The organism is Nonomuraea sp. NPDC002799, assembly GCF_053592075.1.
Genome location: NZ_JBSFVA010000004.1, coordinates 356,521 through 377,078, shown reverse-complemented (window position 1 = coordinate 377,078; position 20,558 = coordinate 356,521). Strand labels below are relative to the sequence as shown.

General features: G+C 70.8%; 20 protein-coding genes. 8 read left to right on the top strand and 12 right to left on the bottom strand.

Annotated elements, in window-relative coordinates; all coding sequences use genetic code 11:
- Positions 1-6: 6 nt before the first annotated feature.
- Both ACWD0F_RS11085 and ACWD0F_RS11080 read right to left on the bottom strand, forming a co-directional pair.
- On the bottom strand, positions 7-828 hold the full coding sequence (locus tag ACWD0F_RS11085) for a hypothetical protein (RefSeq protein WP_449874161.1): 822 nt from the start codon (positions 826-828) through the stop codon (positions 7-9).
- On the bottom strand, positions 818-1,444 hold the full coding sequence (locus ACWD0F_RS11080; protein WP_449874159.1) for a TetR/AcrR family transcriptional regulator: 627 nt from the start codon (positions 1,442-1,444) through the stop codon (positions 818-820). Before ACWD0F_RS11080 ends, ACWD0F_RS11085 begins: the two co-directional genes overlap by 11 nt.
- Before the next feature lie 86 nt (positions 1,445-1,530).
- Between ACWD0F_RS11080 and ACWD0F_RS11075 the strand changes: the two genes are divergently transcribed.
- Positions 1,531-2,457: a zinc-binding dehydrogenase gene (locus tag ACWD0F_RS11075; RefSeq protein WP_449874157.1), complete on the top strand. Its 927-nt coding sequence runs from the start codon at positions 1,531-1,533 to the stop codon at positions 2,455-2,457.
- Between the two features lie 69 nt (positions 2,458-2,526).
- On the opposite strand, the gene ACWD0F_RS11070 is transcribed toward ACWD0F_RS11075, so the two are convergent.
- The 6 genes from ACWD0F_RS11070 to ACWD0F_RS11045 all read right to left on the bottom strand — a co-directional run bounded on the left by ACWD0F_RS11070 (position 2,527) and on the right by ACWD0F_RS11045 (position 9,720).
- A complete protein-coding gene (locus tag ACWD0F_RS11070) occupies positions 2,527-3,669 on the bottom strand; it encodes a pyridoxal phosphate-dependent aminotransferase (protein WP_449874155.1) in 1,143 nt (380 codons plus the stop codon).
- A 65-nt stretch (positions 3,670-3,734) separates the two neighbouring features.
- Positions 3,735-4,187: a hypothetical protein gene (locus ACWD0F_RS11065; RefSeq protein WP_449874153.1), complete on the bottom strand. Its 453-nt coding sequence runs from the start codon at positions 4,185-4,187 to the stop codon at positions 3,735-3,737.
- Between the two features lie 15 nt (positions 4,188-4,202).
- Entirely contained in the window at positions 4,203-5,912 is a 1,710-nt protein-coding gene (locus ACWD0F_RS11060; protein ID WP_449874151.1) for a tetratricopeptide repeat protein, read from the bottom strand.
- A gap of 196 nt (positions 5,913-6,108) precedes the next feature.
- Complete coding sequence (locus ACWD0F_RS11055; RefSeq protein WP_449874149.1) at positions 6,109-7,332, bottom strand: DMT family transporter; 1,224 nt, start codon at positions 7,330-7,332, stop codon at positions 6,109-6,111.
- A gap of 358 nt (positions 7,333-7,690) precedes the next feature.
- Positions 7,691-8,173, bottom strand: coding sequence for a GNAT family N-acetyltransferase (locus ACWD0F_RS11050; protein ID WP_449874147.1), 483 nt, complete (start codon positions 8,171-8,173; stop codon positions 7,691-7,693).
- On the bottom strand, positions 8,170-9,720 hold the full coding sequence (locus tag ACWD0F_RS11045; RefSeq protein ID WP_449874145.1) for an XRE family transcriptional regulator: 1,551 nt from the start codon (positions 9,718-9,720) through the stop codon (positions 8,170-8,172). Before ACWD0F_RS11045 ends, ACWD0F_RS11050 begins: the two co-directional genes overlap by 4 nt.
- A gap of 272 nt (positions 9,721-9,992) precedes the next feature.
- Between ACWD0F_RS11045 and ACWD0F_RS11040 the strand changes: the two genes are divergently transcribed.
- The 4 genes from ACWD0F_RS11040 (at position 9,993) to ACWD0F_RS11025 (ending at position 13,634) form a co-directional block, all read left to right on the top strand.
- The gene (locus tag ACWD0F_RS11040) at positions 9,993-10,277 is read left to right on the top strand and encodes a hypothetical protein (RefSeq protein ID WP_449874143.1); all 285 of its coding nucleotides are present in this window, start codon (positions 9,993-9,995) and stop codon (positions 10,275-10,277) included.
- Positions 10,278-10,811: 534 nt separating this feature from the next.
- The gene (locus tag ACWD0F_RS11035; protein ID WP_449874141.1) at positions 10,812-11,678 is read left to right on the top strand and encodes a mechanosensitive ion channel family protein; all 867 of its coding nucleotides are present in this window, start codon (positions 10,812-10,814) and stop codon (positions 11,676-11,678) included.
- Positions 11,679-11,728: 50 nt separating this feature from the next.
- On the top strand, positions 11,729-12,109 hold the full coding sequence (locus tag ACWD0F_RS11030) for a globin (protein ID WP_449874139.1): 381 nt from the start codon (positions 11,729-11,731) through the stop codon (positions 12,107-12,109).
- 16 nt (positions 12,110-12,125) lie between these two features.
- The gene (locus tag ACWD0F_RS11025; RefSeq protein ID WP_449874138.1) at positions 12,126-13,634 is read left to right on the top strand and encodes a glycoside hydrolase family 13 protein; all 1,509 of its coding nucleotides are present in this window, start codon (positions 12,126-12,128) and stop codon (positions 13,632-13,634) included.
- 55 nt (positions 13,635-13,689) lie between these two features.
- On the opposite strand, the gene ACWD0F_RS11020 is transcribed toward ACWD0F_RS11025, so the two are convergent.
- Genes ACWD0F_RS11020 through ACWD0F_RS11010 form a run of 3 tightly spaced genes read right to left on the bottom strand, consistent with a single transcriptional unit; the run spans position 13,690 to position 16,726 of the window.
- Positions 13,690-14,853, bottom strand: coding sequence for an MFS transporter (locus ACWD0F_RS11020; RefSeq protein ID WP_449874136.1), 1,164 nt, complete (start codon positions 14,851-14,853; stop codon positions 13,690-13,692).
- Complete coding sequence (locus ACWD0F_RS11015; protein WP_449874134.1) at positions 14,850-15,269, bottom strand: acyl-CoA thioesterase; 420 nt, start codon at positions 15,267-15,269, stop codon at positions 14,850-14,852. The genes ACWD0F_RS11020 and ACWD0F_RS11015 overlap by 4 nt, the downstream gene beginning before the upstream one ends.
- 23 nt (positions 15,270-15,292) lie before the next feature.
- On the bottom strand, positions 15,293-16,726 hold the full coding sequence (locus ACWD0F_RS11010; protein ID WP_449874132.1) for an MFS transporter: 1,434 nt from the start codon (positions 16,724-16,726) through the stop codon (positions 15,293-15,295).
- 74 nt (positions 16,727-16,800) lie between these two features.
- On the opposite strand from ACWD0F_RS11010, the gene ACWD0F_RS11005 reads away from it, so the two are divergent.
- Together ACWD0F_RS11005 and ACWD0F_RS11000 are read left to right on the top strand one after the other, a co-directional pair.
- A complete protein-coding gene (locus ACWD0F_RS11005; RefSeq protein ID WP_449874130.1) occupies positions 16,801-17,700 on the top strand; it encodes an SDR family oxidoreductase in 900 nt (299 codons plus the stop codon).
- Position 17,701: 1 nt separating this feature from the next.
- Entirely contained in the window at positions 17,702-18,526 is an 825-nt protein-coding gene (locus ACWD0F_RS11000) for a MaoC/PaaZ C-terminal domain-containing protein (RefSeq protein ID WP_449874129.1), read from the top strand.
- A 156-nt stretch (positions 18,527-18,682) separates the two neighbouring features.
- Here the strand turns inward: ACWD0F_RS11000 and ACWD0F_RS10995 are convergent, their stop codons facing one another.
- The gene (locus tag ACWD0F_RS10995; protein WP_449874127.1) at positions 18,683-19,294 is read right to left on the bottom strand and encodes a TetR/AcrR family transcriptional regulator; all 612 of its coding nucleotides are present in this window, start codon (positions 19,292-19,294) and stop codon (positions 18,683-18,685) included.
- Positions 19,295-19,403: 109 nt separating this feature from the next.
- Here ACWD0F_RS10995 and ACWD0F_RS10990 point away from each other — a divergent pair, with 109 nt between their 5' ends.
- Positions 19,404-20,558 carry an acyl-CoA dehydrogenase family protein gene (locus tag ACWD0F_RS10990; RefSeq protein WP_449874125.1) on the top strand — a complete coding sequence of 385 codons (1,155 nt, stop codon included), beginning with the start codon at positions 19,404-19,406 and terminating at the stop codon, positions 20,556-20,558.

Sequence of the window (20,558 nt, the reverse complement as noted above, 5' to 3'; positions counted from 1 at the left end):
CGCGGGCTACGGCCCTGGGACCGGCCTGGGCGCGTGGCCCAGCTCGGCGAGCGTCGTCGTCAGCAGGCCCCTGAGCAGCTTGCCCGCCACCCTTTCGTGCTCGCCCTCCACCGCCAGCCCCTGGGCGATCCGGTCCTGGTAGACCTCGCGCTCGCGCCCGTCGGTGTAGGGCAGCGCGGTCATGCCGACCACGACGGTGGCCCGGGTGCCGGCCCGGGGCAGGACGGCCACGACATGCGTGCGCAGGCAGGTCTCGTCGGGCGCGCCGTACCAGCCGCACTTGACCCCGGCCTCCGGCGACCGCGTCGCCTCGCGCGCGCCGAACGTCTGCGATCCGCTGACCTGCCGCATCCACCCGAGGATGGTGGCCGCCACAGGGTCGCCCGCGACGGCGGCCTGGGCGAACACCGCGTACGCGGCGGCGACCTCGTCGGCGGCGACCTCCACCGATCCGAACCGCGACGGATCCCCGTTGGGCGGCGACCACGCGATGCCGGTGCGCCGGCGGAGGTCGTCGAGGATGACGCGGGGCCCGACGGACAGCCAGAGGTTGAGGGTGTCGGAGTTGGAGGAGATGACCACCGCGGGCTCGGCGTGGCGGCGCCACCGGTCGGCGTCGGGGATGTGGGCCGCGCTCACCCAGGCGTAGAGGGGCTTGAGCAGCGAGGCGCAGCGCAACCGAGCCAGCCCCGATCTGACGCTCACCGTACGCGCCGGCGGCCCGCCGTAGCCGCGCCGGATGCCCGCGGCCTGGGCGCTGGCACTATGGTCAAGATCTTTGAGCAGCTCGTTGAACACCACGAACACCACCGTAGACCTACGGAGCACTTCCCCAGCGACCTTCGTACCACTCCAGGCTCGGCGCCGGGTCCGGCAGCTCCGTCGCGCCCGGCGCGCGCAGGCCGTCGAGCGCGATGGCCAGCAGGCGCTCCTTGACGTGCTCATGGTGCTCGCTGGGCGGCCCGGGGGCCGGGCGGCTGAACTGCTCCATGAGCAGCGAGATGTCCAGCTCCGTGACGTCGCTCCTGAGCACACCCGCCTCGTGCGCCCTGGAGACGATCCGGGCGGCCAGCTCGGTGGCCCTCCTGGAGGTGCGCCACATCTCCTCGGTGGCCTCGATGGTGCCCGCCACCGGCGCCAGCGCGCCCGACCGGTAGCCCACGCAGGTCCTGATGTAGAGCGCCAGGCCGGCCCACGGGTCCTCCTCGGCCAGCCCCGCCTCGGCGGCCTCGGCGCCGCGCTCCATGGCGATCAGGCACAGGCGCTGGAGCAGCTCCTCCTTGGTGCGGTAGCGCCGGTAGAGGCTGCCCATGCCCAGGCCGGCCGCCTTGGCGATGGCCGACACCGGCGCGTCGAACCCCTGCGTGGTGAACACCTCGTGCGCGGCCCGCAGCAGCCGCAGGTCATTCCGCGCCGCCTCGGCCTGCCTGCCGCGTGTGCTCATGCCGTACAGGATAGGCCCGTTGCGGAGCGATGCGCTCCGATATAGATTGCGGAGCGGAACGCTCCGATAAAGAGGGATGGTGGGTCATGCGCGCGGTGGTCTTGCGGCGGTACGGCGGGCCGGAGGTGCTGGTCGCCGAGGAGGTGCCGGATCCGGTGGCCGGGCCAGGGCAGGCGCTGATCGGCGTGGCGGTGGCGGGCATCACGTTCGTCGAGACGCAGGTGCGGGCCGACCGGGGGCCACGGCGGGCCGAGCTGCCCGCGATCCTGGGCAACGGCGTGGCAGGGACGGTGCTGGCCGTCGGCGCGGGCGTGGACGAGAGGCTGCTGGGCGCACGGGTGGTCAGCACCCTGAACGGGTACGGCGGCTACGCCGAGCTGGCCGTGGCCGGCGCGGACGACCTCATCGCCATCCCCGGGGGCCTGACGCCGGAGGTCGCGGTGGCGCTGCTCGCCGACGGACGCACCGCCGTGGGCCTGGCCGGCGCCGCCGCCGCGAAACCCGGCGAGTGGGTGCTGGTGGAGGCCGCGGGCGGCGGCGTGGGCAGCCTGCTCGTGCAGCTCGCGAGCGCCGGGGGCGCCCGCGTGGTCGGCGCGGCCGGCAGCGCGGCCAAGCGTGACCTCGCCGCGCGCCTGGGCGCCGAGCTGACGGTCGACTACACCGATCCCGGCTGGACGGACGTGGTGCGCGCGGCGACGGGCGGGCTGGACGTGGTCTTCGACGGCGTGGGCGGCGAGATCGGCGCGGCGGCCGAAGGGCTGCTGAAGGACGGGGGCAGATTCAGCGCGTACGGCATGGCGGGCGGCCCCATGACGACCCCGGGCCCCCGCGTGACGGCGGTCTCCTGGCCCAGGACCGACCTGCGCGAGCTGGCCCGGGACGCCCTGGCCAGGGCCGCCGCCGGCCACCTGCGTCCCACGATCGGCGCCACGTATCCCCTGGCTGCCGCCGCCGGCGCGCACGCCGCCATGGAGGCACGCACGGTGACCGGCAAGAGCCTGCTCCTGCCTTAAGACCGCCGCCGGGCTTTCGCACGGTCACTGACATGAGCCTGCTCCTGCCTTAGGAACACCGCAGGGCTCTCAGAGCGAAGCCTCGAAGCGGGCGCGCAACTCGGCCAGGCGCTTGACGGGCTCGTTGCTGAAGACCAGCCGCACGTACCTGGGCGCCACCGTCTCCCCCCAGGCGGTCATGGGGGTGGCGGCGACGCGACCGCGTTCGAGCAGCCGGGCGGAGAGGCCGGCCGCCGTCATGCCCATGGCCTCGGCGTCCACCAGGCAGGACCAGCCGCCACCCGCCCGCACCACCGGCAGGCCGTCGAGCTGCTCGGTCACGGTGTCGTGGCGGGCCTGGTATTCGGCCACCGCCTCGGCCACGCCGCCCGGCCCGGAGAGCGCGGCGGCGGCGCCGAGCTGGTGGAACCCGCTGGCCACCGTGGTGTTGTAGATGACCGCCACCATGATCCGGGTCATGATGTCCGGCGGGCCGGCGATCCAGCCGATGCGCCAGCCGATCATGCGGTATTCCTTGGACATCGAGCCGACGATGATCGTGCGCTCGGCGAGCCCGTCCACCTGGCACGGGTTGATCCGGGGATGGCCGTCGAAGACGATCCGCTCCATGGCCGCGTCGTAGATCAGGTAGGCGCCGGTGCGCGCGCACACCTCGGCGACCGCCGCCCAGTCCTGCCGGTCGAAGACCACGCCCGACGGCATGGACGGGCTCATCAGCAGCAGCGCCGCCGCGCGCGTCACCCGACCGAGCGCCTCCCGGTCCAGCCGCCAGTAGCCGCCGTCCACGCGCAGCGGCACGAGCTCCGGGCGCGCGCCGGACAGCCGCACCCGCTGGAGCAGCCCCGCGTACGTGGGATCGGTGAGCACCACAGGATCGCCGGGCTCGGTGGTGGCCAGCAGCACCGGCATGACCGCCGACGTGCCGCCCGAGGTGATGACGACCTGGCGCAGCGGATCGAACTCCAGCCCCGTGCGCACCCGCAGGTCCGCCGCCACGGCCGCACAGAGCACCGGCAGCCCGGTGAACGGCAGCCAGCTGTTGCCGGTGCCCTCCGCCAGCGACTGCCTGGTCGCGGCGACGGCGGCGGGCGGGGGCTGGACGTCGGTGTCGAGGTTCTCCAGGCGCAGCACGTCGGGGTCGGCCCCGGCGGCCGCCGCCACCTTGTCGATGTCGAACGGTCGCACGTGCGCGAATCGCGAGTTGGGCCGCATATCAGCACCTCCGCCGGGGTTCCGTATACGGAACGATGCGCTCGGAAGGGACGGCTGTCAACCGGTCAGACGCCGAACCGCAACCACGAGACCACGAGCGCGACCGGCACCAGCGCGACCACCGCCAGCGTGGTCACCACCTTCCACCGCCGAGCCACCCCCGCCTCCGTCACGAACGCCGCCAGGGCCCCCGCTCCCGCGCAGGTCACCGCGGCGGTGACGGCGTGCGCGAACGACGACGTCCAGGAGGGCAGCGCCTCCCCCACCGCCCGGAACACGATCAGCACCCCGGCGGCCACGATCACCACCCGCCGCCCTGGCCGCACGTCCACCCGCTCCAGCGCCAGCGCGGACCCGGCGAGCAGGACGAGCGTGATCACGACCACCATCCCGACGGCCGGCGCCAGGCATCCCCAGTCCGCGCAGCCGACGCCCGTCCACGCCATGCGCACGGTGGCCCACCAGAACACTCCCAGGGCCCCGCACACCGCGGCCGACCGCACCATTCGCCCCCTCATGAGCCAATGGTCCCATCAGGGCAGCCGGGCCGCCCGATGCTCGTCCCCCTCGGCCTCCGCGTCGCGGCCCAGCGCGCGCAGCGCGACCGCCCGGTTGGCGTAGAGGTCGGCCTGCGGCTGGAGCTCGATGGCCTGGGTCAAATCCTCGACCGCCCCTTCCAGATCGCCGACGGAGTACCGCAACACGCCCCGGTTCCCCCAGGCGGCGGCGAGGCGGGGCGCCTCACGTACGGCCTGCTCCAGTGCCGTCTGCGCCTCGGAGAAGCGGCCCTGCGCCATCTCGATCTGGCCCAGCACCGTGAGCAGGTGCGGCTCGCCGGGCGCGAGCGCGAGCCCGGCGACGACGTCCGCCCTGGCCTCCGCGTCCCGGTCGGCGACGGCCAGCAGCCCGGCGCGGTTGATGTAGGCGTTGAGATAGCCGGGATCGAGCTCGATCACCCGGCCCAGGTCGGCCAGCGCCCCGTCGACGTCACCCCGCACGGTACACAGCTCGGCCCGGTTGTAGTACGCCTCGGGCAGCGGCGGCCCGGCCCGGATGGCCCGCTCGAAGTCGGCCAGCGCCTCCTCGTGCTGCCCGAGCCGCAGCAGCAGGTTGCCGCGCTCCAGGTAGTGGTCCGGAAAGCCGGGATCCAGCGCGATCGCGGCCGCGTAGTCCTCCAGCGCCTCCTTGGTGTGCCCCATCGAGGCCAGGAGCTGGGCCCGGTTGGCCAGCAGCACCATCCGGTGCACGGGATGGTGCTCCCCCAGCTCGCGCGCCAGCTCGATGGCCGACTCGACCAGCGACAGCGCCTGGCCGAGCCGGCCGCCGCGCAGCTCGATCAGCGCCAGGCCGTTGCGGTCGAAGCCGAGCTTGAAGGCCCGCTCCACCGGATCGGGCAGGAGGCTGGAGATGGCGATCGCCTCGTTGACCCAGCCTCTGGCCCTGACCAGGTCGCGGTGGGCCGGATCGGGGTGGCGGGCGTCGAGCATGGCGGTGCCGTACGCGCTCGCCGCGTGCATCGCCGGATCCTGGCTGACCAGGCGGACCTGGTCCCACACCACGCGGGCCTCGCCGGTGCGTTCGAGCCCGCCGAGCGCGGTCGCGGTGCGCTGGGCGAAGCGCCACCACTGCTCCCCGCCCGGCTCGGTACGCGACATGCCGCGCTCCCCCAGCTCGATCGCGGCGTGCAGGAAACCCTCGCGCATGCAGCGGTCCACCAGGGCCCATAACTCCCCGGTGTCACGGGTGTCGGGCTCCGGCCGGGGGCCGGCGGCGTACAACATGATCGTGAGCGTCTCGGGCGGGATGCGCCGCATCATGACGTCGAGCAGCTCCACGTCCGTCGGGTCCGCCTCGGCGCCGTTGCCCACCGCGATCGCCCGCCCCGGGGGCACGGTGTCGCGGAAGAACTCCGTGAGCCCGTTGGCCAGCCGCAGCGTCCGGCGGGGCGCGGGCACGAGGATGCGCTCGTCGTCGGGCAGGCCGGCGTCGATCGCCGGCCGCCTGGCCGGCACCAGGCCGGCCAGCTCGGGTGCGGCGGCCAGGATCTCGATGTCGTGGGCCGCCACCAGGTCACCCGAGTGCTCCAGCGCGGCCGGCACCAGGTGGCGCAGTAGCGCGGCGGCGACAGTGTAGGGGCCGCGCGGCCGGCGATGTCCGTCGATCGGTGGCATCAGCAGCCGCACGGCCCCCCATCGGGCGGGTGGTTCGCCCGGCGCTCTGAGGTGGGACCTCTCCTCAGTCACCCCTTGTGAATGACACTGGAGGTCCCTGTGAGCCTCGCCGTTCCCGGCTTACGGACAACGATGCGCTTCATGACGTACCTCTCCACTGGGGTTAATTCACCATTATTAGGTCACCACAACGAATAGCAAGGTATATGGTGAATAAGTGGGAGGGTAATGGATAAAAAGCACTTGCCTTTTGATTGGGATATGTAACCTATGGGTGCCGCAACCAGCGGCGCAATGCCTGCATGCGCGCTTGCTCCGATTCTTCCATCAAGTCGCACAGACAGCGGCCGAGCAGCGTGACCGACCGGCAGCAGCCTGGCCCCGGCGGATTCTGCGCGCGGACGATGGCCGAGGCCCGCGCGATCAGCCGTTCGAGACTGGGCTCCCCATCGCCCTTGAGTGAGCCGGTGTGCCAGGAACACCTCTCGGTGTTCCCGCAGGCGTCCTTGTCGAGGTACGGCGCGGCGCCGGCGCGGGACGGCACCGGATCCTCAGGCTTGATCTTCAGACCCGCCAGGGCGCTGGCGGCCTGTTCCGCGATCACGAGGAGCTCGCCGTTCCGGCGCCTGCGCTCTTTTCCCAGGGCGGCCTTCCTCGGCGGCAGCGCGAGGAGCATCGCCCCCACCATGAGCCCGCCACCCGCGGCCATGCTCCAGCCCACCTGCTCGTCGAACCAGATCACCGCGATCGCCGTCACCCAGACGGGCTGCGTCGACATCAGGATCTGGCTGGGCACGGCGGGCACGTGCTGCTGGCCGTACGAGCGGGCCAGAAAGCCCAGGGCGCAGGACACCACGGACAGATGCGCCAGGATCGCCCAATCGGCCGGGGCGCCCGGCAGGGTGATCCCGTCGCGGACCGCGAAGCCCCCGCAGAGCAGGCCGATGGTGAAGAGCTGGATCGCGGTCAGCGAGTACGCCCGGAAGCCTCCCGCGCGCTTGGTCAGGTGCGCGAGCAGCAGCGTGTGCCCGGAGTAGAGCGCCGCCGCGAACAGCGTGGCCACCAGCGCGAGCACCGACAGCTCGTGCTCCTCCACCCCGCGCAGCAGCGTGAACACGGTCATCCCCGCCAGCGCGAGCGCCACCCCGGCCCAGATGCGCCGCCGCACCTTCGCCTTGAACAGGATGAGCGTCAGAATCGGTGTGATCACCACGCTGCAGCCGACCGCGAACCCCGACACGGCCGACGGCAGGCTGTGCAGCGCGACCGCCTGGGCGACCTGCCCGACGCCGAACATCACCCCGAGCGCGGTCCCGTGGATCCACGTGTCCCGCGGCAGCCCGCGAAGGCAGCCGGGCCTGATGCACAGGAGCGTCAGGGCGGCGATGAGGTAGCGCTCGGCGAGCAGGTCTTCGACTGGTAACCGGGTGATGAGGTCCTTCATCAGCGGAAACGCCGACCCCCAAGCGGCGCTGACGAACAACAGAAGCACGGCTCCCAAGAGGGGTCGGGGAGCGGGCACGACTGCCATGGCAGAAAGCATCTCACTACGATCAGCAGCCGGTAATGCACAGCGCGCAGCCGGTGATGCTCCCTTATACCTCGGTGGTAAGTGGTTCACCCGCAGGCTCGTACATCCTTATCCGTGGGGACCCACGAACCGGCCAATTCTTACATATCCGCCTTAAGAATTAGGCGGTAATTGCCCACTATGCGCAAGAGAGTGGGTCACGCAACGTGACGAGAGGAGCCAGCGGGAAAGTCACGCCGGGAAGAATCCGGGAAAGCGTCACCGGACAACCGGCCCCGGAGGGGGAGGTGGGGCCGTCGCGCACACGAAGGTGCGGGAACTACAACACTGCCGGCGGGTTCAGCCGCTTCTCTCCATAGACGACGATCAGGTCGCCGACCGCGCGCCTGGTGAGCTCCCGCCAGCCCTGACGCTCGTACAGTGCCAGGGCGGCCGCCTGATTGAGGGTCGTGTCGCCTCTGACACGCCGGAACCCGAGCTCCACCGCGCGCCGCTCCAGAGCGACGAGCATGGCGGCGCCGAAGCCCCGCCGCTGGAACTCGGGATGCACGCGCAACCGGCAGACCTCGGCCGTCCTCGTGTCGACGGGTCTCAGCCCGCCCATGGCGACGACCCGCGACGCGACCTCACCGACCAGGAAGTCGCCCCCGCAGGCGAGGTAGATCTCCTGGATGCGCGGGAAGTCGTCGTCGTAATAGACGCCGTCGCCGGGAACCAGACCCACCTCGGCGAGGCAGATCCGGTGGAGTGCGACGATGGCGTCGAGATCGGACCAGCGGTACCTCCGGATCTTCACCTTCATTTACCGCCTCCTTTCACCGGGCTCCTGGGCCGACGCAACTCGGCCCGATACTCCTTCAGCTTCGGATGGTTGGCGTCCTTGGCCGCGACCGCCTGCTCCAGTGCCCGGGCCGGGCGCATGATGAGATCGGTCAGGTATTCGTCGCTGACCATGCGCAGCGCTTTGCGCGCGATGTCGAGCGCGTCGTCGAGATCACCGTCGATCATGCGGCACTGGGCCTGGTCCAGCCGGATCAGCGTCTGGTCGAGGATGTGGTCCTGGTATTTCTCCAGAGCCTGGTCCAGCACCACCTCGGCCTCGATGGTCTGACCCAGCTTGGTGAGCACGTCACCCTGGTAGAAGTAGAGCTGCTTCTCGGTGTAACCGAAGGCCATGTCCTCCTGGTCTTCCGTCCGCATGTGCGAGAAGGCGTTGCGGGCCCTGGCCAGCGCACGCTTGGCCTGGTCGACGACCTCCTTCTTGCTGTCGGTCCCCGACAACATGGCCAGCGCCCTGGCCTCGACGACCGGCGCCATGGCCTGCGCCGGGCACGGCGTCGAGCCGGCCAGGTCGCGGCTCTTCTTGGCCAGGTTGAGGGCTTCGCGGGCGTCGCCGAAGTAGAGGGGCACGAGCGACTCGCGGGCCGTGATCCACGCCCGCAGCGCGCGGTCGCCCGTCTCGTCCGCCGCGGTGCGCCCGGTGCGGAAGAACGAGCGGGCCAGCCGGTGGTCGCCGAGGTTGATCAGGATCATGCCGCTCAGCCCGGAGAGCTGAGCCGCCATCCTGAGCAGGCGGTCCTGCAGGTCGATGGGCTGGCGGCGGGACATCGCGGCGCGCACGGCGCTCATTTCGAGCAGCACGTCGCACAACAACCGCAGCGGGGCCGTCGTGGTGTACTGGCGGCCGAAGCTGATCGTGGCCTCTTCCCACTGGTCGAGCATCGCGGCCGACACGGTGGCCGACACGAGTGTCTCGTCCATCCGGCGCCTGATGCCCTCGCACGCCCCGAGCACCGGCCCGTCCAGCGCTTCGGCCAGGCTGGTGTCGGGGCTGAGCAGATTTAACAGCGTGCGCCGGAGGATGTTCTCGTCCTCCTCGGTGTCGGGCTCGATGTTCACCGGCGGCGCCGGCAGCTCGCGCTCCACCGGAGGCGGCGGCCGCTCCTGGCTCTCGCACGACGGCACGCCGGGCGTGCGATGGCCGTGACCGCAGATGCACGGCCCCTCGTAGCCGAGCGCGTTGGGCTCGACCCGGTAGACGGTGCACAGGTAGTGGAGGTATTCGGGGCCCGGCCGCTTGAGCCCGCTCTCGTAGGCCGACAGCAGGGTCTCGCCGATGCCCGGCATCGCTTTCGTGTCACGCTCGAACAGGGCGCGTATCTGCTCGATGACGTCAGCCAGAGCGATCCCGTAGGACAGGCGGTGGGCCTTGATGCGGGTTGTGGTGAACTGGGTGGTGCACGCTTCGTGGATCTCTTCGGCTATCTGGGCCGACGTGCGCCCGGCAGCAAGGCCCCTGGCCCTGATCCGCCGGGCGATCTCCGTCTCCCTATGCTGTCTGCCGGACATACCGGCCCCTCTCACGCATGTCTCGACCGGTCTGCAACTGGTGACTCAGCGTAGCCTCCAGATCGCTGTGCGCCTACCCATGACTATGCAGCAACGGCGACGGCTTGGAAACGCCCCGACCCAGCGTACGGTTGAGGATCGTCCTCCGAGGGACTGTTTCTTACAACCCATGAGGGAGAAGCGACTCCCCGTGAGCAGGGGCCCTCGTTGCGCCCGTCCTTGACATGAGACATCTTTGGCCCACCAGCAACGATTCCCAAGGAGGGACGACGGTGGGGGACGACAACTTCGAGCATCTGCAGCGGCTCGTGTCCGAGCTCGGCGCACGTGGATTGCTCGCACGTGTGGTCCAGGGACAGAACGGTCGCAAGTTCGTCCGGGTCATCAACCCGCAGGCGACCAGCCTGTCCGAGAACGTCACCTGTCGGCCGGCCAGCGTCTCCGACATGCCGGACTGGTGGTTCTGCTGGTCCTGGGGCGAGCCGATGCACACGGCCGACGATCCGGCCGGTGCGGCGACGAAGGTCGCCCGCGTGCTTGCCGCCGTGGGGGAGTGACGACGTGGTGAACCGGGTGGAGCGCAGCCACCGCGGCTCACCACACCCACGGCGGCCCCGAGGGGGCCGGCGGGGTGGCCGGTGCGGAGGGTCTCCCCTATCCAGGAGCCCTGGCCACCCCGCCGGTTCCGGCTCTGGCACACCGCACCCACAAAGCCGTCCGCCTGGTCCGCCAGGCGGGCGTTCGGGGGGATCCCTCCCGGAACCGGCACGAGACATGCTTCCGGGTGTGTGTCCCGTTCCGAGCCGTCCGTCATCGGAGCGCCCGCTCTCTCCCTCCGCGGCCCAGAGAGCCGGCGACCCCGTCTTCCCCGGCGTGATGTGACGGCGGGCGGTTCGGTCGGCGGTATTTTTGGATCGTTCACGGTCCATAGCCGACCGAACCGCTTCCGGAGGGGGATCCACTCAGTGTTACTGCTGGTGACAGCATCACCACCACCCGCTTCACCGTCGGTGCTCGGTGACATCGACAAGATGAGCCAGAACATCGGGGGTTACTGTGCGCAAGACCCCCTGTGCTCTACGCTCGTCGGGGTGTTGAACAACGCGCCCTGGGCGCCCCTGGTGGCCAGCGCGATCGCCATCCTGCTGATCCTCATCCTTGCCATCATTCTCCGCAACATCGCGCAACGACTGATCACCAGGGTGGTCAACCGCGCGGCCACGGGCGGCTCTCTCACCAGCCGGTTCCGCAGGGGCGGCGCGGCGACCGACGGCATCGACGCGCTGTTGCACGAGCGCCGCAAGCAACGGGCCGAGACCATGGGCTCGGTGCTGAAGCACGTCGCCTCGATCGTCATCATGGGCACCGCCGTCTTAACGGTGCTCGACCGGCTGACGATCCCGATCGCGCCCCTGCTGACCAGCGTCGGCATCCTCGGCGTGGCCATCGGTTTCGGCGCGCAGGAGCTGGTGAAGGACTTCATCGCGGGCATGTTCATGCTGCTCGAAGACCAGTACGGCGTGGGCGACGTGATCGACGCGGGCGCCGCCGTGGGCACGGTCGAGGCGGTCACCCTGCGCGTCACCAGGCTCCGCGACGTGGACGGCCGGGTCTGGTACGTCCGCAACGGCACGATCACCAGGATCGGCAACGAGTCGCAGGGCTGGTCGCGGGCCTACCTCGACGTGCCGGTGGCCTACAACGCCGACGTGGTGAGCGTGCGCGTGCTGCTGGAGCAGGTGGCGGAGGAGGTGTGGGCGGACACGGAGCTGCGCGAGAGCAAGGTCGTCGAGCCGCCCCAGGTGTTCGGCGTCGAGCAGCTCTCCGACAGCTCGCTGGTGTTCCGGATCAGCGTCAAGACGCTGCCGTCCGCGCAGGCGGTGGTGGCCAGGGAGCTGAGGCTCAGGGTCAAGACCGCGCTCGACAGCGCGGGCATCCCGATGGTCGGCAGCGGATAGCGATGCGCCCCTGGTGTGCCGCTGTCCGCGGCACACCATAGTCTAGGAGGGTGACTGAGACCTCCTTCTACGACGCCGTCGGGGGCGAGGAGACCTTCCGGCGCCTCGTGCACCGCTTCTACGAGGGGGTCGCGGAAGACCCGTTGTTGCGGCCGCTCTACCCCGAGCCCGATCTCGAAGGCGCCGAGGACCGGCTGCGGGGCTTCCTGATCCAATACTGGGGCGGCCCCAATACCTACAGCCAGGAGCGCGGCCACCCCAGGTTGCGCATGCGCCACACGCCGTTCGTCATCGGCGAGCCCGAGCGCGACGCCTGGTTGCGGCACATGCGGGACGCCGTCGACTTCCTCGATCTCCCCGAGGAGCAGGCGACCCGCCTGTGGGACTATCTGGTCTACGCGGCGCACAGCTTGGTGAACTCTCCCGCATAACGGGCATGACCGCCACATGGATATCCCCTGGTGGCGTGATGCCGTCGTCTACGAGATCTACGTTCGCAGCTTCGCCGACGCCTCAGGAGACGGCGTCGGCGACCTGGCCGGAGCGCGGGAGCGCCTGCCCTATCTGCAGCGGCTGGGGGTCGACGCCATCTGGCTGACGCCGTTCTATCCGTCTCCGATGGCCGACGGCGGCTATGACGTGGCCGACTATCGCGGCGTCGATCCGCTCTTCGGCTCGCTGGACGACTTCGACGCGCTGGTGGCGAGCGCGCACGAGCACGGGCTGAAGGTGCTCGTGGACATCGTGCCCAACCACAGCTCCGCCCAGCATCCCTGGTTCCAGGAGGCGCTGCGCGGCGAGCGGCGCGACCGCTACGTCTTCCGCGACACGACCAACAACTGGCAGTCCACCTTCGGCGGGCCCGCCTGGACGCAGGTTCCGGACGGGCAGTCCTACCTGCACCTGTTCGCGCCCGAGCAGCCCGACTTCAACTGGCGCAATCCCGAGGTGCACGAGGAGTTCCGCGACGTCCTGCGGTTCTGGCTGGACCGGGGGGTGGACGGGTTCCGCATCGACGTGGCGATGGGGCTGTACAAGGCGGAGGGGCTGCCCGACGTGGGCGACCAGTCGTTCAAGGCGGTCTCGCCCGTGTGGGGGCAGCCCGAGGTGCACGAGGTCTACCGTGACTGGCGGCGGATCCTGCGCGGTTATCCCGGCGAGCGGATGGCCGTGGGCGAGGTGTGGACCGACAGCCCGGAGGATCTCGCGCTCTACGTGCGGCCCGACGAGCTGCACCAGAGCTTCAACTTCGCCTGGTTGCAGGCGCCCTGGTCGGCGACGGCGTTCAAGAAGGTCATCGACGACACGCTGGGCACCGTGCCGTTCGCGACGTGGGTGCTGTCCAACCACGACGTCGTACGCCACCGCACCCGCTACGGCACGGCCGACCCCGGCACGGGGCCGGCGCGGGCCAGGGCGGCGCTGCTCACGATGCTGGCCCTGCCCGGTTCGGCCTACCTCTACCAGGGCGAGGAGCTGGGCCTGCCCGAGGTGACCGACCTGCCGGACGAGGCCAGGCAGGATCCGGTGTTCTTCCAGTCGAAGGGCAAACTGCCCGGACGCGACGGGTGCCGGGTGCCCATCCCCTGGACGGTGGACCCGCCCTCGCACGGCTTCTCGCCCGGTGGGGCCGAGCCGTGGTTGCCGCAGCCGGCGGCGTTCGCGGAGCTGAGCGTCGAGAAGCAGGAAGGGGACGCCGAGTCGACGCTGGAGTTCTATCGCCGGGCCCTGACCTGCCGTCGCGAGCTGGCCGCGAGCATTCCTTACACGCTGGAGTGGCTGGAGTCCCCCGACGGAGTGCTTTTCTTCACCCGTGGCCCGCTGATCTGCGCGATCAACTGCGGCACGGGGCCGGTGCGCCTGCCGGAGCACGATGCCGTGCTCCTGGCCAGCGGCCCGCTCAAGCGGGAGCTGCTGCCACCCGACACGGCGGTGTGGCTGCGCCGCACGTCATGAACGCCGGGGCCATGAACACCGGGGCATGAACGCCGGGGCCATGAACACCGGGGCGTCATGACCCGGTGTGCCGCTCGCCGCGAAAGGGGATGACGGGCAGCGAGAGCAGCGCGCAGGCCAGGCCGACCGCGAAGCCGGCCCACATCCCCGTGCGCTCCATCAGCACGCCGGCCAGCGGTGTGACGGCCAGGGAGACGGTGTTCTGGACGGTGTTGTGGGCGCCGAGCACCCGGCCCGCCCAGCCGGGTCCGGCGAGCTCGCCGGCCGCGAGGTAGGCGAGCCCGTTGCCGGCCACGGTCATCACCGCGGCCAGCGCGATCGTCACGGGCCCGAGCCAGGTTCCGCCGAACGTGCCGGCGACCAGCAGCGCCAGCACGCCGAGGGTGACGCAGGTGATCAGCAGCAGGGGCCGCATGCGCAGGCCGGTCCTGTCGGACCAGCGGCCGACCGCGATGCGCACCACGGCCCCGCCGATCGCCGCCACGCCGAACAACTGCCCGGCCCCCACGCTGTCCCAGCCGTAGAGCCTGACCAGGCAGGTGACGCCGTACGTGCTGACCACGATCTGCGGGACCACGTGCAGCGCGCTGGTGGCGTGCACCCGCCAGAGCGCCGGCTGCCGGTACGGCGAGCGCACCGGCCCGGCGCCGGCCGCGGAGATGTCGTGCGGGGGCTCGGCCAGGAAGAGCCCGGCGAGCACGGCGGCCATCAGGCTGACCCCGGCGCAGAGGAGGAGCACGCCGGTCAGGCCGTGCGCCCGCGCGATGGGCGGCAGCGCGAAGGCGCCGACGGCCATGCCGAGGGTGAAGGAGACCTGGCGCAGGCCCATGGCGACGCCGCGTTCCGGGGGCTCGAACCAGCGCAGCACGATCCGGCCGCCGCCCACCACCGCGGCCGAGCCGGCCGCGCCCGCCAGGGCGAGGAGCGTGACCACCGCCCAGATCTGCTCGACGAAGGCGACGGCGGCGAACAGCAGGGCCGCCAGACTGACGCCGATGCCCAGGATCAGCCGCTCACCGTGCCGGTCGGCCAGCATGCCCCAGGGGACGAGGGCGAGCAGGATGCCGAAGGCCGGGGCGTTCGCGATGACCCCGCCCACCGCCAGCGTGACCCCGAAATTTCGCATGATGTCGGGCATGACGAGCGGCAGGCCGAACAGGCCTAAGGTGACGCCGGCGTGGGCGTTCACGCCCAGCCCCAGCATCACCCAGCGTTTCACTGACAGAAGCGCTTGAGGTAGGCCAGCTCCCCCGCGCTGAGCCGGCGCGGCGCGGCCCGGTCGACGTCGAAGGCCGCGAGCACCGACTTGGCGGTGACGTACACGCCTTCGTCGTCGCGGATCTCGTACTGCAGCGTGAACCGCACCGCCCCGATGTCCGTCACCCAGGTCTCGATCCGCACCGGGAAGGCGCGGAACCCCAGCGCCCGGCGGTAGTCGATCTCGTGCCGGGTCACGACCAGGCCCTTGAACGGCTCATCGCCCGCGTTGTGCGGATCGATGTGGAACATGCCGAAGCGGGCGTCCTCCAGGTAGTCGAGGAAGCGCACGTTGTTCACGTGCCCTTGGGAGTCGATGTCGGCGAACCGCACCGTTCGCAGATAGACGTGCCGGTGGGCCGGGGTGCTTTCAACCACATCCGCCACCGTATCGGGCTCGCTCAGGTGGCCTTGCGCCGGGCCAGGCAGGCCAGCACGGTCAGCACGGAGATCGCCGCCATGGACGCCAGCGCCCAGCGGTAGCCGGTCACGAGCTGCTCGACCGCGCCGCCCGGGAGGTGCGAGAGCGTGCCGGCGAAGACGCTCTGGTGCAGCTCGGCGGGGAGCGGGGCGGTGATGATCGACAGGACCATGCCGGTGCCGACGACGTTGCCGGTGTTCTGCACCATGAGGCGCATGGCGTTGACGATGCCGATCCGGCCGGTGGGCATGCCGTCCAGGATGGCCGTGGTGTTGGAGGGCAGGAAGACGCCCGAGCCGAGGCCGATGAGCACCAGGCCGGCGGCCATGGCCGCGTACGGAGTGGTCGTGGACATCGCCGCCAGCATGACCAGCAGCCCGCAGGTGGTCGTGACGGCGCCGGCCGCGGCGAGCGTGCGCGCGTGCAGCACCCGCTGGAGGAAGCCCGAGGCGGCCGAGGCGATCATGGCCGCGATGGCCAGCGGCAGCACCTTGAGCCCGGCCGCCACGGGATCCTCGCCGCGTACGGCCTGGTAGTACAGCGCGACGAGGAAGACCATGCCCATGCGGGCGACGGCGTTCAGGAACGACGCGAGCGTGCCGAAGGCGAACTGCCGCTCGCGGAACAGGTCCATGTCCACCACCGGATGCGCGGCCCGCGACTCCCTGACGATGAACAGCGGCAGCCCGATCACGAAGCCCGCCATCCCGGCCAGGATCACCGGGTGTTGCCAGCCGAGCCGGGTGAACTCCGACAGCGCCAGCAGCAGCCCGCCCAGGGTGAGCAGGACGAGCACGTTCCCCTGCCAGTCGAGCCCGCGCTCGCGCGCGTCCGACGGCTGCGGCGGCCGCAGGACGATGGCGCCCCACGCCAGGCAGATCAGGCCGAGCGGCACGTTGAACCAGAACACCCAGCGCCAGCCGAGGCTCTCCACGAGCAGCCCGCCCAGCGTCGGCCCGATCAGCCCGGCGATGGAGAACGAGGCCACGTAGACCCCCATCCCCTCCCCCAGCCGCTCGCGCGGGAAGGCGTCGCTGATCAGCGCGGCGCTGTTGGTGAGCAGCATGGCGGCCCCCACCGCCTGGAGCACCCGCATCGCCACGATCATCCAGGCGTTCGGCGCCAGCCCGGCGAGCAGGGCGGCGACCGTGTACGTGGTCAGCCCTAAGAGATACATCCTGCGCCTGCCGAACATATCCGCCAGGCGACCGAATACCACCATGAGGACGGTCGTGGTCAACTGGAAGCCCAGGAGGATCCAGCTCGCGGCCGTCGCGTCCGCGCCGCTGTGCTTGGCGATCTCGGGGAGCGCGACGTTGATCGCGCTGCCGCCGAGCCCGGTCAGCACGCTGGCCAGGCTGACGACCGACAGGGTGCGCCAGGCGTACGAGACGGGAGTGCCGGTATCGAGCAAGGGCTCTGTCCTTTCTAGATTTTAATACTAGAATCTAGTTCGCATCGTCAGCCGGTCAAGGATCGAGGTGTCGGATGAGCGGAATAGTCGAAGGCCGCGTGGTGATCGTCACGGGCGCGGCCAGGGGCATCGGGCGGGGTCACGCGCTCGAGTTCGCCAGACAAGGCGCGAAAGTGGTGGTCAACGACCTGGGCGCGGAGGTGGACGGCACCGGTTCGTCCGGAGCCGCCGCCGAGGTGGTGGCGGAGATCGAGGCCATGGGCGGCCAGGCCGTCGTCAACGGGGAGGACGTCGCCGACTTCGACGGCGCCGAGCGGCTGGTCCGCGCGGCCGTCGAAACCTTCGGCGGCCTGGACGTGCTGGTCAACAACGCGGGCATCCTGCGGGACCGGATGCTCGTCAACATGACCGCCGACGAGTGGGACGCCGTGATCAGGGTGCACCTGCGTGGCACGTTCGCGCCGCTGCGCCATGCCGCCGCCTATTGGCGGTCCAAGGCCAAGTCGGGCGAACGTGTTGATGCCCGAATTATCAACACAACGTCGTCCTCCGGCATCTACGGTAACCCGGGGCAGGGGAACTACGGCGCCGCCAAAGCGGGCATCGCGGGCCTGACCGTCATCGCGGCCCGCGAGCTGGAGCGCTACGGCGTGACCGTCAACGCCGTCGCGCCCGCAGCGCTCACCCGGATGACGGAGAACCTCATGCCCGCCGGCGCCAAGGGCGCCGACCCCGACGACATCGCCCCGCTCGTCGTCTGGCTGGCCAGCGCCGAGGCGAGCGCGATCACCGGGCGCGTGTTCAACGTGCGCGGCGGGGTGATCAGCGTGGCCGAGGGCTGGCACGCGGGCCCCGGCGTCGACAAGGGCGGCCGGTGGGACCCGGCCGAGCTGGGCAACGTCATCCCCGCCCTGGTCGACAAGGCCGCGCCGAACGCCCTGACCAACGGCCGCATCCCCGGACGGGAGGACTGACATGCCGCTCGACCACAACCTGATCGGCGCCGAAGGCCCCGCTCACGAGCGCACGTGGACCGCGAAGGACACCATGCTGTACGCCCTGGGCGTCGGGGCCGGGATCGACGAGCTGGAGTTCGCGACGGAGAAGAGGCAGCGGGTGCTGCCGACGTTCGCGGTGCTGGCGGCTCAGGCTCCGGGGCGGCGGCTGGGCGACTTCGACCCGGCCATGCTGGTCCACGCCGAGCAGTCCTTCGACCTGCGCGCGGAGCTGCCGCCGGCCGGTGGGGTGCGGACGACCAGCAAGGTGACCGGGATCTACGACAAGGGCTCCGGCGCGCTGATCACCACGGAGGCCACCGCCGTGGACCTGAGCAGCGGGGACGTGCTGATCGTCAGCCGCAGCGCGGTCTTCATCCGGGGCGAGGGCGGCTTCGGCGGGGACCGGGGGCCGCGCGACGACTGGACGCTGCCCGAGCGGGCGCCCGATCACAAGGTCACCTGCTCGACCCGGGCCGAGCAGGCGCTGCTCTACCGGCTGTCCGGGGACTACAACCCCCTGCACAGCGATCCGGAGTTCGCCGCGAGGGCCGGGTTCGACCGGCCGATCCTGCACGGGTTGTGCACGTACGGGATCACCGGGCGGGCGCTGCTGCACGCCGTGGCGGGGGCGGATCCCCGGCGGTTCAAGGGGATGTCGGGGCGGTTCAGCCGGCCGGTGTTCCCCGGGGAGTCGTTGACGGTGTCGATCTGGGTGGATGGGGGTGAGGTGCTGTTCCGGACGGCCAAGGACGATGGGACCGTGGTGATCGATCGCGGCCGGGCCACCATCACCGACGCCTGACCTCCCCCGCGCGACGCGACACACCCGCGCGGCCACCGTTCGCCGGTGGCGGCGCGGGTGCGCGCGGTGAGTGGCCACCATTCGCCGGCGGCGCGGGCGTCGTGCGCCCGGCTTTCGCCGGTGGTGGCGCGGGCGCACGCGTCGCGCGGTGGGTGGTCAGTCGTCGTCGAGGACCCTGAGGGGGTCGAGGCGGTGGATCAGCGTCACCGCCGCCTTGATGATCTCGGTGGCCTCGGCCTCCGTGTCGGAGGTGGCCACCTCGCGCGCCGCCTCGCCGATGATGCTGGTCAGCACCGCCACCGTGAACCGATCGAGCGGATCTCCGCCGGCCCCGAGCAGCACGGCGTTCTGCCGCACCCACTCCCGGCCCCGCGTGCGGCGCATCAGGTCGAAGCCCGGCGGCCCGTCCCCGTCGATGAACAACCGGACCAGGTCACGCCGCTCCCAGGCCCCCGCGAGGTAGGCCCGCGCCCCGGCGATCAGCAGCTCGACCGGGTCGCTGATCCCCGCCTTCTTGGCCTTGGCCACACTGGAGGCCGAGGCCTGCTCGTGGGCCACCTGATGATCCTCGTAGAGGGCGAGGAACAACTCGGTCTTGCCGCCGAAGTGGTGGTAGAGGCTGCCGACGCTGGATCCGGCGCGGGCGACCACCTCGGAGACGTTGGCATCGGCGAAGCCGTGCTCGCTGAAGACCTCGCGAGCGGCCTGCAGCATGCTCTTGCGCGTCTGGGCCGTACGGCTCCACTCCCACGAGGACTTACGTGCCATGCGGGCCATCCTATCTCGACGAATTCTAGAATCTGATTCTTGACACACGGGCAGCGTAGCTAGAATGTATTCCTAGAGACACGTTCTAGAAATACGCCAGGAGGCGGCTGTGGACTTCTCGCTCACCCCCGAGGAACGGCAGATCCGCGACACCGTACGGTCCTTCATCGAGAAGGAGGTCATGCCGCTGGAGCCCGAGGTCCTGCGCAACGAGCGCGAGGGGCGTCCGGCGCTCGCGCCCGACGTGCTGCGCGACCTGCGCGCCAAGGCCAGGAAGTCGGGATTCTGGGGCATCAACACCCCCGAGGAGTACGGCGGCGCGGCCCTCGGCCCGATCATGTCCGCCATCATCGCCATGGAGATCGGCCGGACGTTCGTGCCGTTCTCCTTCGGCGGCAGCGCCGACAACATCCTCTACGCGGGCACCGAGGAGCAGAAGCAGCGCTATCTGATCCCCACCATCGAGGGCGAGCGCCGTTCCTGCTTCGCCATCACCGAGCCGGGCGCCGGGTCCGACGCCCGCAACATCCGCGCCCGGGCCACCCGCGACGGCGCCGAGTGGGTCATCAACGGCGAGAAGACGTTCATCACCGGCGGCAGCGAGGCGGACTTCGTCATGGTGTTCGCCGTGGCCGAGCCGTACGGGGCCACGTGTTTCCTGGTGGACCGGGACATGGGCTGGACGTCCGAGCCGATCCCGACCATGGGCGAGTGGGGCCCGGCGTCGCTGGTGTTCCAGGACGTCAGGGTCCCGGAGGAGAACATCCTGGGCGAGCTGGGCAAGGGCTTCGAGCTGGCCATGCAGTGGATCGGGCAGGGGCGCTACATGATCCCGGCGCGGGCCATCGGGTCGGCCGAGCGCATGCTGCAGATGGCCATCGACTACGCCAAGATCCGCAAGTCGATGGGCCAGACGATCTCGGAGTACCAGGCCATCCAGTGGATGATCGCCGACTCCCAGGTGGAGATCGAGGCGGCGAAGTGGCTGACGCTGTACGCGGCGTGGCGGGTGGCGGAGGGCCTGGACGCGCGGCACGCCTCGTCGATCGCCAAGCTCAACGGCGCCGTGATGGCGAACCAGGTCGTCGACCGGGTGCTGCAGATCCACGGGGGTATGGGCTACACGAAGGAACTGCCCATCGAGCGGTGGTACCGCGAGCTACGGCTGTTGCGCATCTTCGAGGGCACCGACGAGATCCAGCGGCGGACGATCGCCCGCAACCTGATCAAGGGGCACGCCAAGCTCGGACTCATCGGAGAGTGA

Bases quoted from the DNA above. Each gene is read 5' to 3' on its own strand.
- ACWD0F_RS11070 (WP_449874155.1), bottom strand. From the start codon at position 3,669: ATGCGGCCCAACTCGCGATTCGCGCACGTGCGACCGTTCGACATCGAC.
- ACWD0F_RS11025 (WP_449874138.1), top strand. From the start codon at position 12,126: ATGGATATCCCCTGGTGGCGTGATGCCGTCGTCTACGAGATCTACGTT.
- ACWD0F_RS11000 (WP_449874129.1), top strand. From the start codon at position 17,702: ATGCCGCTCGACCACAACCTGATCGGCGCCGAAGGCCCCGCTCACGAG.
- ACWD0F_RS11080 (WP_449874159.1), bottom strand. From the start codon at position 1,444: ATGAGCACACGCGGCAGGCAGGCCGAGGCGGCGCGGAATGACCTGCGG.
- ACWD0F_RS11075 (WP_449874157.1), top strand. From the start codon at position 1,531: ATGCGCGCGGTGGTCTTGCGGCGGTACGGCGGGCCGGAGGTGCTGGTC.
- ACWD0F_RS11065 (WP_449874153.1), bottom strand. From the start codon at position 4,187: ATGAGGGGGCGAATGGTGCGGTCGGCCGCGGTGTGCGGGGCCCTGGGA.
- ACWD0F_RS11045 (WP_449874145.1), bottom strand. From the start codon at position 9,720: ATGTCCGGCAGACAGCATAGGGAGACGGAGATCGCCCGGCGGATCAGG.
- ACWD0F_RS10995 (WP_449874127.1), bottom strand. From the start codon at position 19,294: ATGGCACGTAAGTCCTCGTGGGAGTGGAGCCGTACGGCCCAGACGCGC.
- ACWD0F_RS11050 (WP_449874147.1), bottom strand. From the start codon at position 8,173: ATGAAGGTGAAGATCCGGAGGTACCGCTGGTCCGATCTCGACGCCATC.
- ACWD0F_RS11005 (WP_449874130.1), top strand. From the start codon at position 16,801: ATGAGCGGAATAGTCGAAGGCCGCGTGGTGATCGTCACGGGCGCGGCC.